This is a genomic window from Nocardia amamiensis NBRC 102102 (genome assembly GCF_001612745.1).
Taxonomy (GTDB): domain Bacteria; phylum Actinomycetota; class Actinomycetes; order Mycobacteriales; family Mycobacteriaceae; genus Nocardia; species Nocardia amamiensis.
In genome coordinates this window covers 14,969-28,008 of record NZ_BDBA01000059.1, presented here as the reverse complement: position 1 = coordinate 28,008, position 13,040 = coordinate 14,969, and the positions used below count along the sequence as shown (strand labels likewise).

At 68.5% G+C, this 13,040-nt stretch carries 13 protein-coding genes; 3 read left to right on the top strand and 10 right to left on the bottom strand.

Annotated features, from left to right (window positions below; translation table 11 throughout):
- Nucleotides 1–14 precede the first annotated feature (14 nt).
- Nucleotides 15–308 (top strand): MTH1187 family thiamine-binding protein, encoded by a 294-nt coding sequence (locus tag NA4_RS13865; RefSeq protein WP_067469719.1) that lies wholly within the window; start codon nt 15–17, stop codon nt 306–308.
- 223 nt (nt 309–531) lie between these two features.
- On the opposite strand, the gene NA4_RS13860 is transcribed toward NA4_RS13865, so the two are convergent.
- From NA4_RS13860 to NA4_RS13850, 3 genes are read right to left on the bottom strand one after another with little or no spacing between them, the layout of a single operon-like run.
- Nucleotides 532–1,809, bottom strand: coding sequence for an oxygenase MpaB family protein (locus NA4_RS13860; RefSeq protein ID WP_067469715.1), 1,278 nt, complete (start codon nt 1,807–1,809; stop codon nt 532–534).
- Between the two features lies 1 nt (nt 1,810).
- Nucleotides 1,811–3,172, bottom strand: coding sequence for an NAD(P)/FAD-dependent oxidoreductase (locus tag NA4_RS13855; RefSeq protein ID WP_067469712.1), 1,362 nt, complete (start codon nt 3,170–3,172; stop codon nt 1,811–1,813).
- Entirely contained in the window at nt 3,169–4,716 is a 1,548-nt protein-coding gene (locus NA4_RS13850) for a flavin-containing monooxygenase (protein WP_084497067.1), read from the bottom strand. The genes NA4_RS13855 and NA4_RS13850 overlap by 4 nt, the downstream gene beginning before the upstream one ends.
- A 499-nt stretch (nt 4,717–5,215) precedes the next feature.
- Here NA4_RS13850 and NA4_RS13845 point away from each other — a divergent pair, with 499 nt between their 5' ends.
- A complete protein-coding gene (locus NA4_RS13845; RefSeq protein ID WP_169811034.1) occupies nt 5,216–6,193 on the top strand; it encodes a tyrosine-type recombinase/integrase in 978 nt (325 codons plus the stop codon).
- 97 nt (nt 6,194–6,290) lie between these two features.
- Here NA4_RS13845 and NA4_RS13840 read toward each other — a convergent pair whose 3' ends face one another.
- From NA4_RS13840 to NA4_RS13830, 3 genes are all read right to left on the bottom strand, one after another.
- Nucleotides 6,291–8,294 carry a relaxase/mobilization nuclease domain-containing protein gene (locus NA4_RS13840; RefSeq protein ID WP_067469707.1) on the bottom strand — a complete coding sequence of 668 codons (2,004 nt, stop codon included), beginning with the start codon at nt 8,292–8,294 and terminating at the stop codon, nt 6,291–6,293.
- Nucleotides 8,291–8,761: a plasmid mobilization protein gene (locus tag NA4_RS43655; protein ID WP_067469705.1), complete on the bottom strand. Its 471-nt coding sequence runs from the start codon at nt 8,759–8,761 to the stop codon at nt 8,291–8,293. The genes NA4_RS13840 and NA4_RS43655 overlap by 4 nt, the downstream gene beginning before the upstream one ends.
- Before the next feature lie 314 nt (nt 8,762–9,075).
- Nucleotides 9,076–9,657, bottom strand: a complete 582-nt coding sequence (locus NA4_RS13830) for a hypothetical protein (protein WP_067469703.1) — start codon at nt 9,655–9,657, stop codon at nt 9,076–9,078.
- Nucleotides 9,658–9,893: 236 nt separating this feature from the next.
- Here NA4_RS13830 and NA4_RS13825 point away from each other — a divergent pair, with 236 nt between their 5' ends.
- On the top strand, nt 9,894–10,262 hold the full coding sequence (locus tag NA4_RS13825) for a hypothetical protein (protein ID WP_067469700.1): 369 nt from the start codon (nt 9,894–9,896) through the stop codon (nt 10,260–10,262).
- A gap of 215 nt (nt 10,263–10,477) precedes the next feature.
- Here the strand turns inward: NA4_RS13825 and NA4_RS13820 are convergent, their stop codons facing one another.
- The 4 genes from NA4_RS13820 to NA4_RS13805 form a co-directional block, all read right to left on the bottom strand.
- A complete protein-coding gene (locus NA4_RS13820) occupies nt 10,478–11,245 on the bottom strand; it encodes a hypothetical protein (protein ID WP_067469697.1) in 768 nt (255 codons plus the stop codon).
- Nucleotides 11,242–11,457 carry a hypothetical protein gene (locus NA4_RS13815; RefSeq protein ID WP_067469694.1) on the bottom strand — a complete coding sequence of 72 codons (216 nt, stop codon included), beginning with the start codon at nt 11,455–11,457 and terminating at the stop codon, nt 11,242–11,244. The genes NA4_RS13820 and NA4_RS13815 overlap by 4 nt, the downstream gene beginning before the upstream one ends.
- Before the next feature lie 150 nt (nt 11,458–11,607).
- Complete coding sequence (locus tag NA4_RS13810) at nt 11,608–12,291, bottom strand: hypothetical protein (RefSeq protein WP_067469691.1); 684 nt, start codon at nt 12,289–12,291, stop codon at nt 11,608–11,610.
- Between the two features lie 207 nt (nt 12,292–12,498).
- The gene (locus NA4_RS13805) at nt 12,499–12,927 is read right to left on the bottom strand and encodes a hypothetical protein (protein WP_067469688.1); all 429 of its coding nucleotides are present in this window, start codon (nt 12,925–12,927) and stop codon (nt 12,499–12,501) included.
- Nucleotides 12,928–13,040 lie beyond the last annotated feature (113 nt).

Genomic DNA, 13,040 nt, shown 5'->3' with positions numbered 1-13,040 from the left:
AGGAGGAAACAACTGTGCTCGCAGCATTCTCGATCACGCCGGTCGGTATCGGTGAAGATGTCGGCGCTCACGTCGCGGCCGCGGTCCGGGTAATCCGTGACAGCGGGCTGCCCAACCGGACCGCGGCAAGCTTCACCGAGATCGAAGGCGACTGGGACGAAGTCATGGCCGTCATCAAGGACGCCACCGACGCCGTCATGCAAACCGCTGGACGCGCCACCATCATTATCAAAGCCGACCTGCGCCCCGGACATACCGACACCCTCAACACCAAGCTCGAATCGGTCGAGCGACATCTCTCCGAATAGCTTGCACGCTGGGCGAATACGGCAAGTTTGACCCAATGTATCCTCATCACCTCCGACAAGGAAACCCTCCCTCTGCGCCCCAGGAAACGGGGCGGCCCTGGCCCCATACGTGTTGCGCCAAAGATCGCCGGCGTTCTGACTCCTGCCTCGTCGATGGGCGACGTTCTCACCGAGCGGCGGCGCAAGGCCGAGGTGCCCACGGCGTTGGCGAACCAGGCCGGGTTCACCAGACTGGTGCCGCTGATGCTGTGGCCGCGGCGCGACCGGGGAGGCGGTCGTGGCGGGCGTAGCTGCCATCGGCGCGGTGGGCGATCATCATTCGGTCGGTCATCGCGCGCTGGCTGCGTCGTCCTGCCTCCTCGCACCAGCGGGTCGCCCCGGGGATGACCCGGCGGGGATATTCGAGGATCTTGATCGTGGTGGCCGCGGCGATCACGGTGCCCTGGAACAGTTTTCGATCGGGTAGGCCGAGCAGGGACGCATTGCGGCCGCCCAGGAGCAGCCGGGCGTAGGCGCACATGAGGTCGGTGGCGGTCGCGCGCGCGAGGCGATCGAGTCGGCCGGTACCGGCCCCGGCCACCATCGGGCCGATGGCTCGCACCAGGGCCTGCGCCAAGCGCCGCGAATCCTGGTCGGGGGCGCGGAATTCGTAGTCGGCCTGCAACCAGAACATCTTCCAGAAGTCGCGCTCGGTGCTGGGCAGGATCTCCGGGCGCACGCCCATCACGTGCCCGACGTAGCGCCACAGGTCGTAGACGGCCTGCTTCTCCCGGGCGGTGAAGTGCATCCCGCACGCCTGCGATCCGCTGAGGTGAGCGACCCCGAACAGCATGATCGTGCCCGCGAGCTGCGAATTGTTGAGGGGATGGTCCCATGCGCCGCGGTCCCAGCCCGGCCGGCGCGCCAGCCCGGCGCGCACCAGCGCGTGCATAAGCCGCACCCGGACCGTGGACTTGAAGCCCGGCGCAAACCGACCCATACCGCCAGGGGTGGTCACATCCGCCCACCAGGACATCGTTTCGGCCAACCGGCGCGGCGCCATCTGCTCCAGTTCTCCGGTGCGGACCAGCGGTTTGGCGACCCGGGAGGCCAGGTAGCCGCCGCACAACGCCAGCATCGACAGCGAGGTCACCCCGAGCAGCCCGGTGCGCCCGATGACCCGGCAGGCGAGATCGAGCTGATCGGCGTCGACCCAGTACGGAACATCGTCGACCAACTCGAAGAATTCCGCGAGCTCGTCCGGAGGATCCTCGAGAGCGTCGATGCCCTGTTCGAGCGCGGTTTCGAACAGGGCACGGCCTTCACCGGTCGGCAGGCGACGGAACAGCGCGACCACGGCGTCAGCTTCGGGGTCGCCGAGGTGGGTGTAGTGCCGCAGGTAGGCCGCGCGCTGCTCCGTGGTGGCGCGGGCGTCGCCCGGGGCGAGCCGCCGCATGGCGATCGAGAGCGGACGTTCGGTCAGTAGCGGCGGATCGGGCAGGCGATCGGTGAATGCGTGCATCTCAGTGGCCCCCGGTCAGGACAGAGGTCAGGATGTCGAGTCGTAGCAGGGCGGTGGGTCGGTCGACGAGCGACATGACCCGCTCGAACGCGGCGGTCACCGCCGTGTCGGTGGTCGCGCGGGCCAAGACGTGGTCGAGCATGCGGTGCTGGGCGCGGATGATGCGCCCCGAGGGACCGCCGATCGTCGCCGGATACCGGGCGTCTTCGGCCGAGGACATCAGCCAGGCGTCGCGGGAGGCCGCCGCGATGCGGTGGCGGGCGGTACGGGCAGCGGTGTAGCCGATGCCGCCGTGGCGTTGCGCCGCGGCGCGCAGGGCCTGCGCGCCCTTGATCGCGACCGACACCCCTTGGCCGTAGACAGGATTGAAGGTGGTGTGGGCATCACCCAGGGCGACCAGGCCGGCGGCGGTGGCGCGGTGCTCGTAGTGTCGTCGCACGCTCGAGCCGGGCCGGAATTCACGGACCCCGCTGACGGGACGGGCCTCGCGCAGCGTCTCGCTGAGAATCGGATCGCGCAACTGTAGTTGCGTCAGCAACTTCTCGAATCCGTCGGCGCCGGGCTCGGGTTCGTGGCCGCGCATCCCGCCGAGAGACACGATCCACCGGTTGTTCTCCACCGGCAGCAACGCACCGGTCCACGGTTGTTCGCGCGTTGCTTGCAGGTAGAGCGCCCGGAAGTCGTGCCGCGCGGAGGGACGCTCGAATATCTGCGTGGTGTAGACGATCCCGGCATCGACCGTCTGCGCCGGTGCCGGGCTGCCCCCGATCTCGCAGAGCCAGCGGTGCAGCTTCGTGGATCGGCCGGAGGCGTCCACGACCAGTTCCGCGGGCTGTCTGACCTCGGTGACGTTGCCGCGCTTGCGGAATCGAACGCCGGTCACAGCGTGCGGCGAGCCGATGAGACCGACGACCTGAGCGTCCTGGACGAACTGCACTTCGGTGCCGTCGACGAGCCGCGTACCGGATCCGTCGAAGACCCGGGCCCGCACGATGTGATCCAAGACCGGCCGGGTGCAGCTGAAGAACGCGAGATCGCTCGCGTGGGTGGCCATCCACCCGGCCGAGGTGAGCCAGCGCAGATCACCGCTCATCGCGACGCTGGTCGCACCGGCCTGCATCAGCTCCTCCCGGATGCCGGGCATGAACTCCTCGAGGGCCTGATGCCCGCCGTGCAGCAGCAGATGCGCATGACGCCCTTGGGGTACGCCAGGGCGGAAGCCGGGCCGCTCGGGGTAGTGGTCGCGCTCGATCACGATGACGCGCTCGGCCAGGCCGCGCAGCGCCCAGGCGGCCAGAGTTCCGGCGATGCCGCCGCCGATCACTACCGCGGTGCCCCGCTGCGGGGCGTCGAGGATGTTCATGCCGACCGCCTCGCTGTCACGGCCGCCGTCCGCGAGGTGGGCACCGGTACGAAGATATGTTCGGGGCCGAGTCGGGTCATCCGGTCGAACCGTTTGACCGACGCCGGCCAGGGATTGGTGATCACCCCATCGGATTGCTTGAACCAGCTGGCCACACCGTCGGGCCACACGGTGCTCGCGAGCGCGCCGTCGAGCCATCGCCGGTAGGCGGTCATCGCCGAGGCGCTGACCTCGAGGGGCGCGCCAAGCGCGGTGCTGTGCTCCAGGCAGCGGGCGATGTAGCGCGCCTGGCTGGCCTTGATCGCGGGATTGGAATGGGCGGGTGTGAACGAATGCGGCCCCGCGATCATGAACATGCCGGGGAATCCGGGCACGGCCAGACCAAGGTATGCCTCGGGCCCGCCGGTGCTCGCCCACTGGCGATGCAGGTCTGCACCGCCGCGGCCGCGGATCTCGATGCCGCCGAGGAATTCCGGCGCTTTGAACCCGGTGGCGAGCACGATCACGTCCGCGGGTCGATGCGTGCCGTCGGTAGTGCGGATGCCGTCGACTGCGATGCGCTCGATCGGGTCGGTGACCAGCTCGACGTGCGGCAGTCGCAGTGCCGGATAGAACTTGCTGTCGAGCAGGATCCGCTTCTCACCGATGCGGTAGCGCGGCGTGAGTTCGCCGCGCAGGGCAGGATCGGCGACTTGGCGGCGCAGGTGCGCGCGAGCGACCCATGTCGCTGGCCGGGCCGACCATCCGCCGTGCATGATCGGCGCCAGCGTGAGATCGGCTCCCTGGTGCAGGCCGGCGCGATAGAGCTGGTGCAGCCCCGGGACATGTTCCAGGGCCCACCGGGTCAGCGGCCCGAAGCGTTCGCGTGGTCGCGGCAGGATCCAGGCGGGTGTGCGCTGGTACACCGTCACCGAGGCGGCTGTGCGCGCAAGCTCGGGGACGATCTGCGTTCCGGACGATCCGGTGCCGATCACCGCGATATGGCCGGTGAGGTCCACGTTGTGGTTCCACCGTGCCGAATGGAACGCGCGGCCGCCGAAGGCGTCGAGTCCGGGGATCGACGGCATCGCCGGTCGGTGGAGTTGGCCCACAGCCCAGATCACCGCTCCTGCGCGCAGGCGTGCACCGTCGGCCGTGGTCAGTGTCCAGACCCCGGCCGCGTCGTCGTAGTCCGCTGCGGTGACCGCGGTGGTCGTGCGCAGGTGCTCGCGCAGACCCTGGCGCTCGGCCACGGTCTGCATGTACGCGAGGATGTCGGGCTGTCCGGGATAGCGGATGCGGGGGTCTCGGTACGGGTCGAACGCAAAGCTGTACAGGTGGGAGGGCACGTCGCAGGCGCAGCCGGGGTAGGTGTTCTCGCGCCACACGCCGCCGACATCGGCGCCTTCCTCGAGGATGACGAAGTCGTGGATGCCCGCTGCTTTGAGTTCGGCGCCCATCGTGAGCCCGCCGAATCCGGCGCCCACGATCACCGCCTGATGGTGAGGGAGCGAGCTGGCGCGGGGGATGGCCGCTGCGGGGGAGCGGGCTGCGGTGAGGGTCATTCGTCGGGCCTTCCAGAGATGGCTTGTCCTGCGGGCGGCGGGTGCAGGTCACCCCAGAAGCAGAGCCCCCTGAGCAGGGTTTCGTTCCGTTGCCGGATCGCACTTCGCTGGGTGCCGATGACCAGGCTCGACGTGACCTCGATCCCATCAAGGCGAATCTAAAGCGAATTTTAAGCGGCTGTCAAGAGACTTGCCGTGTGGGTGGACCGGCAGTCGCGCAGACGACGCTTTTCGGCAACACTGGGTGACGGCAGACGGCGCGCCCGCTGAGGCGGGCTGGGGTCACATTCCTTCCCCGGGCTGTCTGCCTGCGCGGCCGGCGGAACCTCGCCCATTCCCCTTCGGGCGAGGCTCCGCCGGTGAGCGATGTTCGCCGCCTCCCACGGCACGCAAATGCCTCGAGTTACCCGCAGCTCGGGCGCGCCCTGCTGGGGGTAACTCGAGCCCGCCCGATATGTCGGTGCCCTCTGCCATTGTTGGTGGTCACCAGGCTGTGGAGGTGGAGATCGTGGGTGGTGAGGCGGCGGGTCTGACCGGGGGTGACTTGGCTGCGCTGCATGCTCGGGGGCCTGCTGGTTTGGTGGGTCCGCTGCGTGACGGGTTTCGTTTGTGGCTGGCAGGTTCGGAGTTCTCTCCGGCGACACAGACGACGTACTACAAGCGGGCTCGGCTGTATCTGCGATGGCTGGTTGAGCACGGTCAGCATCCGGATGCGTTGACCGATGGTCCCGCACGCGACCGCGCGGTGTCGGAGTATCTGGCTGAGCTGATGGCAGTCGCGCCGAACGACTCGACCCACAATGTCTCGTTGGCGGCGATCCGGGCGTTCTACGAGTCGATCAAGATGGGTCCGGTGCTGGTCGATCCCGCCATGGTGATTCCCGGGGTTCCGAAGACTCTGACCGAGCAGCAGCAAAGTGTGCTGCTGGACGAAGCGGCCGCGAGCGGGCCGCGCGATTACGCCTTGATCGCGCTGACGTTGGATGTCGGTCCGCGGGTCTCGGAGTTGCGCCGGCTCGACATCGATGACGCCGATTTGTCGTCGCGAGCCGGGTCGGTCCGGCTGACGGCGCCGGACGGACAGTCGCGCGATGTGCCGCTGAGTCAGGCCACGACGTGGGTGCTGATGGGCTGGCGAGCTGTTCGCGCGTCGACGCTCGGACGGCAGAGCCGCGAGCGCGCGTTGCTCGTGTCGAGGTCGCGGCGGGCGCGGATGAGTGAGACCGGCATCGAGTACGTGGTGGCGACCCTCGGCCGCGCGGCGGGGCTCGAGATCTCGCCATCGACGCTACGCAACACCGTCGAGCAACGGCTGTTGCTGTCGGGGTGTTCGCTGGCGGAGGTGGCGGCGCGGATGGGCCAGAACTACACGAGCATGCCTCGGGTCCGCGCTCTGCGCTCAGCGATGCACGAGTCCCGGTCGAACGTTCGTCGGTCGGCGCCGCCGACCGCGCAACTCAGCTTCGATTTCCCGTGATCATTGCTGTTTGGCTGGCGCTCAGCGCGCCAGGCTCAGCCGGGGCAGCCGTTGAGTCGGTACAGCCGGTGCGAGTGCCGGGCGCGGCGCCCTGTCCTCAGCGGTCGTGGTCGCGGCCTGTGTCGTGCTGCGGCCCGCTCGGACGTTCCCGGGGCAGCTCCGTGCTCTGCTCGGGCGCGGCCTCTCGGTCGCCGGGGCCGCGGCTCGTGCCTACGGAGGTGTCGTCGGCCGTGGCGCCGTAGATGTCTGGCTGCTCTGGCTCCTCGGAGCGCTGGGTCGCTTCTGCCGAGGGGCGTTGCAGGCGCATGAACCGCGCGATGTCGAAATCGGCGGTCCGCCTGGAGGGCTCAGCATGTGGCCTCTGTCGACGCGGCTCGTTCTCGGCGCGGCGCGGGTCCTGAGAAGGTCGCGGGCGGTCGGTGCCGGTTCGCTTCGCTGTGCGCGCGATGCGGGCTGCATCGGAAGCCTGCTGCGTGGGGGAAGGCGCGGCTTCGGTGGCTGTGACGGCCGCGAACTCGCGGTGGATTCCGTCGAGTTCGCGGGCTGCCAGGTCGGCCAGCTGGCGTGCGCGGCCGGCCTCCCCGGTAGCCATCGCGGCGCGGGAGATTGCGTTGACGGTTCGGCCGACCTGTTGCAGCACGGCGAGATTCGCGAGCATCGGGTTGGCGTCGCGACGTGCGGCGAGCAGGATCGTGGTCCATCCGGTCACACCGCCGATCGGGAAGGAGTCCGGGACCGGGCCATCGCGATGAGCGGGCACGCTGGCATAGGTGCTGAGGGTTCGCGCCGCTCGCGCCATCAGACCCGGCTTTGTCTCGTGCTGGAGCGACCAGGCCGCGAAGACTCCGGCGGCCTGGCGGGCGGCGGCGGTGAAGCTGACGGTGTCGGCGGCCGGGATTGCGTTGACGCGGTTGGCCCATTGTTCGAGCTGCGTGATCGCGGCGCGGATCTCGGATTGGGTCGGTGCCTGGGTCAGCGGTTCGGGAAGTGTGGCCGCGGGCTGCGGGATGGCGGTGTCGTCACCTTCGAGGTAGCGGGCGAGCGCGTCTTCAGCTTCCTGCCACACCCGCTCGGCTTCCGCTTGGGATTCGGGGGATTCCTTCCAGTTGTGCCGCAGTCGCGGCAGGGTGAGGTCCGGCGAGATCGAGCCTCCGCCGGGCATGACCGGCGGCGCCGAGCGTCGTCCGCTGCGTCCGGATGTCGGGCGCAGGCCGGCGCACCAGCCGCGCACCTCTCCGGTGTGCGGGTCACGGGATCGACGAATGAGGATTCCTTGGCTGCGCAGGGTGCGCACGAAGTCCGCTTCGCGTGACGATGCGGCCAGGGAAGCGCGGATGACGCGCTCCAGTCGGTCGCGGGGCGGCTCGATCACTCCGGTTCGCATAGCTGATTTGGCCTCTCCTCGTTGCAGGCCCGCAGCCCGTGCGGCCGCGTACAGATGGGCGCGGTGATATCCGCGCATGGTGCGCTGGTCGTGGCGTCCGAGCACCACGCGCAATCCGTGACGTTCCTCGAGCTGCTTGCAGGCTTCTTGGGCGCGGGCGTAGTCGCGATAGGTGTTGACGGTGCTGCCGTCCTCGCGCACGGCGCTGGCCGCGATGTGGATGTGGTCGTTGCCTTTGGCCGACAGTCCATGCCGAATCGCGACCCATCGCGCGTCAGCGCGGCCGGACTCGTTCGCGGTGAAACCCATCGCGGCCATGAACTGCCCCGCGATCTGACTCCACTTCTCGTCGGGCAACTGCCCTTCGTCGGCGTGCAGGCTCAGCGAGCAATGCCATACGTTGCCTTCACGTTTTGGCTGGAGCGGATTCACCACCGGCCGACCGTCGGAATCGACGATCGTCTTACCCACCGAGTCGCGGAGGTAGTTCGGGACCGGGACATCGACATTGAAAGCGCGACGCGGCGCGTCGATCTCGCGCGCGATAGCCAACGCTTGCACGTTGCTGAGGTCACCGGAGAAGCCGAGCCCCAGGACCGAACTATGTCCGGCAACGATGTGAGGGTGCTCATGTTCGTTGTCCAAATCGGGACCAACGCTGACGAGGTACGCGATCAGGCCACTCATACGCGCGCCGCGGGAAATCTTGGGGATCACCAGCGCGTCACCACCTCGATCGCCGCGCCGGCGCGATCGGCGTACCTCTGCACAGCTGATAGCAGATGCTCGAGCGCGTCGGCCTTGTCGCCGAGTTCATGCGTAGCGTTGACGACCTTCGCAATCTGTGTGACGTTGTTGCCGAGTCCGCGGAGGGCGCTTTGCACTCGGAAGAGTTCGTGAACCAGCTCGCGGAACTCGTCAGCAGAAACCGGCACCTGCGGTGCCAACACGGACTCTCGCAGTAGGCGGGGGCCCTTTACCCCCGCCAGCGAAGCGAGATGTTCGATCTCGGCCTTCTCCTCTTCGGAGACGCGGACCAGGTACGCCTGCGTACGCGGACCGGTGGGGAGATTTGCGGTGCGCTTCCGTTTGGCAGCCCGCGCAGAATGCGGATCGCGAGAGGCCCGTCCGAGCAGTCGCACTGCACGCGGGACCGAGGGAGTGGTTGTCGGCTCGTCAGACATTCCGCCCCGCTCCTTGTGCCGCTATCTCATTCGATCCAGTCGACATCCAGTGCAGCATGGTTGCAGAGCGGGCGCAATCTTCTGCACCACTTAGATTATCTAACTCTATAACTTGCTCGGCCCTCGGCCTGCCGCGAGCGTCAAATCTGTAGACGTGAGATGCCGGTTCAAAGCGGCCTCGATGGGGCTCGCTGAGCTGGGGTGCGACTGATGATGGCGGCCGCAGGTGGGGATGCGGCCCGCGGCGGCCGCCGGACCTGTCCGGCTACCAGCCCGGCCGCGGCGGGAGTCCGGTAGCCGGACAGGGGAGCTTGCTAGGCGAAGAATGCCCAGCCGGTGTGTTGATCGGGAGTGCCCCGGGTGTAGAGGTCGGCGCGGACTTGCTCGATTCCGTCGTCCTGGTGCTGGTAGTAGAACCCGATCTCCTCGAGCGCTTCGCTCGGGTAGGCGGCGGCTACCGCGTTCGCGGCCGCGTGGTCGAGCCATGCTCGAAAGCCTTCGGTGAGGCCGCGTTCCGGGATCGGGATATCGACGTGGTGACAGACGATGTCGCCGCGTACGGGGATGGCTCCGGCGAGGTCTCGCGAGGTGGCGACGATCGGGTGTTCGGTGCGCAGCTGCGCGGCGAGGTTCTGCGCTGCGGTGAGGGTGAGTGGTGCGTCTGCGACGGTGATGAAGTCGGTGCGTGAGGCGATGGTGCCTCGGATGTAGTCCTCGTGGTTGGGCTTCTCGTCGTCGACGGGGCATTGCCCGTACCGGTCGAGGTCTTTGAAGTAGGCCATGTCCATTTCGATTGCCCACCATCGGTGGGCGCGATCGAACGCCTCGCGTGCATCGGGCCGGGCTGCTGCATCGGTGGCGCAGACGTAGAGGAAGAATTCGTCGGGGGTGGACACAATGTGCTCCGTTCTCGTTCGTTGGGCGTGGTGGAGCGCCGCGCGGTCCTGTTGAGCGCGCGTGCGTGGCATGGGTCGGGTGGTGGTGCTGGCTGCCGGGGGTCCTTTCGTGCGTGCGGATCTGGGCGCAGCCATACCGGGCCGGCCTGTCCTGTTGCGACTGCCGTCGGAAGGTGGTGCGGAGCGGTCGCCGTCGTGAGCGGGGGAATGTGGTTGGGCGTCCGTAGGATTGGTGCATGGCGGATCTGGAGGAATTCGAGAAAACCGTTCGTGCGGAAGCCGAGCGGAAGATCACGGCGGGGCGCGCCTTGCACGCTGCCGCGGCCTCGGTGCTCGAGGTGCATGAGACCTACCGCGAGCACTACGCGGAGGCGATCGCGGCAGGTTTCGATGAGGCGGAGTTGAAGCGCCTCGGCCTCACGGTCGACGGCGTGAAGCTCGCACCGTCGAAGCCGCGACCGAAAACCCGTGCGGCGCAGGGTGGTCGGGGAAAGCCTCGATCGGAACCGCGGGCGGTGGCTTCGGTTGTTCCCGCTGCGGCGCCAGCTACGGCCGGAGAGCAGGCGGGCGATGCTGAGTCCCGCGGTGACGAGCTGACTGCGTAGCATTCGGCGACAACGGCAATGGCCCCTGGTCCACGCGCGGCGCGGACCAGGGGCCATTGTTTTTCTGTTCGTTGGGTGAGACGGCTGCGCTGGCCGGCGGGGCTCGGTCGTGCCGCGTCTGGGCAGCACGGAGCGCAGCGGAGTTCCGCCGGGGGTGTGGCCGGTGCCGTGAGGGCACCGGCCGGTCGGCCCGGGTGGGGTGTGGTGTGGTGGCGCTATTGCGGCGGTTCGGGTTTGACGTGTCCGGAAACCGAGCGGGCGATTCGGTAGAGGATGCCGCTGGGTTTGCGGCGTGCTTCGATCTTGTCGGCGCACTCCCCGCCGCAGGATTGGGCCGACAGCGTGTCCGAGTGCCTGGTCCGCCAGTGGAATGTCCAGCCGCCGGGGCAACCGGCCTCGGCGCTGGTTTTCCCGCATGCGGCGCATACTTCGGGCTGCCATTGGTCGCGGTGTATCACGGGGCTGTCGCCCTGGCAGGCAAAGCAGTAGGTGACGGTGCCGGGGGTGAGGCTGAACGGGCGGCCGTCGGGCCCGTTCTTGTCGACCGAACATCCGCAGCATGAGGTGACGAAGTCCGGATCCAGGGTTTCGGCTGCGGCCTCGGTCATCCCGCACGAACAGATGATGTTGCCGGTGAGGGGATGTGCGGCGAACCGGTGCGTGTGGCTGCGGCCGGTCGTCGACTTCATCCAGGCGCGCACCACGTCGGTGCGCGCGTGTGCGATGGCGGCCGCGCGATGGTAGTGCTCGGCCTTGGCGCGCCATTGCTGCGCGTACTCGGTTTCCGGTGGCCACTGCTCGGCTTCGATATCCGCGGCGCGGGCGTATCCCTCGGCGCGGGTCGCGCTGTCGGTCAGGTCGGCTATGGCTCGCTGCATCCGGGTGACCGAGGGGATGGTGCAGCTGAGCAGGGCGCGCAGGTTGGCGGTGGCGGCGTCGATTTCCTCGGCGGTCAACGTGGGAGCGGCGTTCGGGTGCGTCATCGTGCGCGCTCGCTCAGTTCGCGGCCGGTGGGGCAGATCTGCATGGTGGGCTGCCAGGAGGCATCGGCCTGGTTCCAGTGGGCCGGGCCGGGCGTGCCGCACACCGCGCAGTCGCTGTGTACGTGGTCGTAGTAGGCGTAGAAGGCGTCGAGGTGGGCTTGGTCGCGGAACCCTTGGCGTCGGCGCGCGTCGTCGAATACGCGAGTGCTCATGTGGTGGTCGTTCTTTCGTGTGCTCGGCGGACCGTTGGAGGTGTGCCGGGCACGTACCCTGTGCCCGGCACACCTCTATTTTATGATCATCACGCATATCACGCAAATCACACATTGTCTATATTGGTGCTCGTGCTCGCGCAGCGGTGGCTACTCGTGCTCGGGTGGCGGCTCGGCGTCGGGCTCGGTGTCGGGTGGTTGCTTGGCCGGGGCCGGGTAGGCGAGAGCGCGGAGGCGGCGTAGGCGGTGCCAGTCCGCTCGCCATTGGCGCACCGCGTTGCCGGTCATCTCTTCGAGGTCTTCGACGTCTGCGCATGCCTCGGCCATCTGCGCCATGCGGCGGCCGACTTCTTCGAACGACCGCCGGTAGCTGTCCTCGACCACTTGGAAGGCGTCGGCCCAGGGGCGGACCGGCATGCCCATCGTGTAGACCTCGGAGACGTACAGCACGAGCCGTTGCAGTGACGGGCGTGTGGAGTACATGCCTATGCCGTCGAGTTCGAGAGGGCCGCGTGCGCGCGCTACGACGGCTTGGGGTGTGGGCTCGGCTCCGGTGTCGACGAGTTGGCGGATTATCCGGATGACGACTGAGGCTAGGTAGCCTTCGATGTCGGTGTCGGCGACGATGGCCAGTACTTCGGCGGCTTGTTCGGTGGAGGCGTTGAGCAGGGCGGCGACGAGGTGGTTTTCCGGTTTGGCGACCACCATGGTCCGGGCTTCGAGGTGTTCGGCGATCGCGGCGTAGACGTCGGTCTCGGGGTCGGTTTCGGCGGGTTCGGGCGCTATCCGGAGGTCGGGGGTTTCCTCGGCGGGGTCGGTGCTGTGTGCTTGCATTCCCCGTCCTCCCGCGGCCGATTCGGCGAACCGCGACCGCCGGCCGGATGGTCTCCTCGGGGTGCTGGCGCGCTGCTCTCGAGTGTATAGACGGCTTTGTGCGGTTGCCATTGTCGTCGGTTCCGTTCTGGCGCAGTATTTTTCGCGCCGTGTGAGGGTTGTCCGGGCCTTGTCCGGGCGGGTTGCGCACGGGTGGGCCCCGGGTGGTTATCCCGCGGCCGCGAGGATCGGCGCGGCGGGCAGCAGGGCGCGGTATCCGCTCCAGTCGAATCGGGGATTGATCAGCTCGGCGTCGTCGATGAGCAGGGCCGCGCGCTGGGTGTGTCCGGCCCGGTGGGCGGCGATGGCGGCCGCGGCGAGGCGTTGGCCTTCGCGTTCGCGTGCGGCGTGGCGGGCTGCGCATTCGGCGGGGGTGCGCGCGAGTAGGTCGGGGTGGTGCTGGATGTGGAGGTGGGCGGCGTGTTCGAGGGCTTTGAGTCCGTAGAGGGGGACCAGCGGGGGCAGGTCGTAGGCGGCGACGTAGCGGGCGGCGTCGTGGGCGGCGCACGGGCAGTGCAGTGGCGCGGCGTAGCCCGGGGCGTAGTCCTCGACGGCGAGGGCGATCAGGCGGCGGTGCAGCAGGGTGATCGGGGGCATTGGAGGTGTCCTTACGGCGGTGGTGAGTGCGGGTTCGGTGGGATGCTCGGGCGGGTCGGCGAGACGGGCCGGAGGGGGCTGGGTGCCGGCCGCTCGAGGGGCAGCACGGAGCG

Bases quoted from the DNA above. Each gene is read 5' to 3' on its own strand.
- NA4_RS13860 (WP_067469715.1), bottom strand. From the start codon at position 1,809: ATGCACGCATTCACCGATCGCCTGCCCGATCCGCCGCTACTGACCGAA.
- NA4_RS13810 (WP_067469691.1), bottom strand. From the start codon at position 12,291: ATGCAAGCACACAGCACCGACCCCGCCGAGGAAACCCCCGACCTCCGG.
- NA4_RS13820 (WP_067469697.1), bottom strand. From the start codon at position 11,245: ATGACGCACCCGAACGCCGCTCCCACGTTGACCGCCGAGGAAATCGAC.
- NA4_RS13805 (WP_067469688.1), bottom strand. From the start codon at position 12,927: ATGCCCCCGATCACCCTGCTGCACCGCCGCCTGATCGCCCTCGCCGTC.
- NA4_RS13850 (WP_084497067.1), bottom strand. From the start codon at position 4,716: ATGACCCTCACCGCAGCCCGCTCCCCCGCAGCGGCCATCCCCCGCGCC.
- NA4_RS13825 (WP_067469700.1), top strand. From the start codon at position 9,894: ATGGCGGATCTGGAGGAATTCGAGAAAACCGTTCGTGCGGAAGCCGAG.
- NA4_RS13855 (WP_067469712.1), bottom strand. From the start codon at position 3,172: ATGAACATCCTCGACGCCCCGCAGCGGGGCACCGCGGTAGTGATCGGC.
- NA4_RS43655 (WP_067469705.1), bottom strand. From the start codon at position 8,761: ATGTCTGACGAGCCGACAACCACTCCCTCGGTCCCGCGTGCAGTGCGA.
- NA4_RS13815 (WP_067469694.1), bottom strand. From the start codon at position 11,457: ATGAGCACTCGCGTATTCGACGACGCGCGCCGACGCCAAGGGTTCCGC.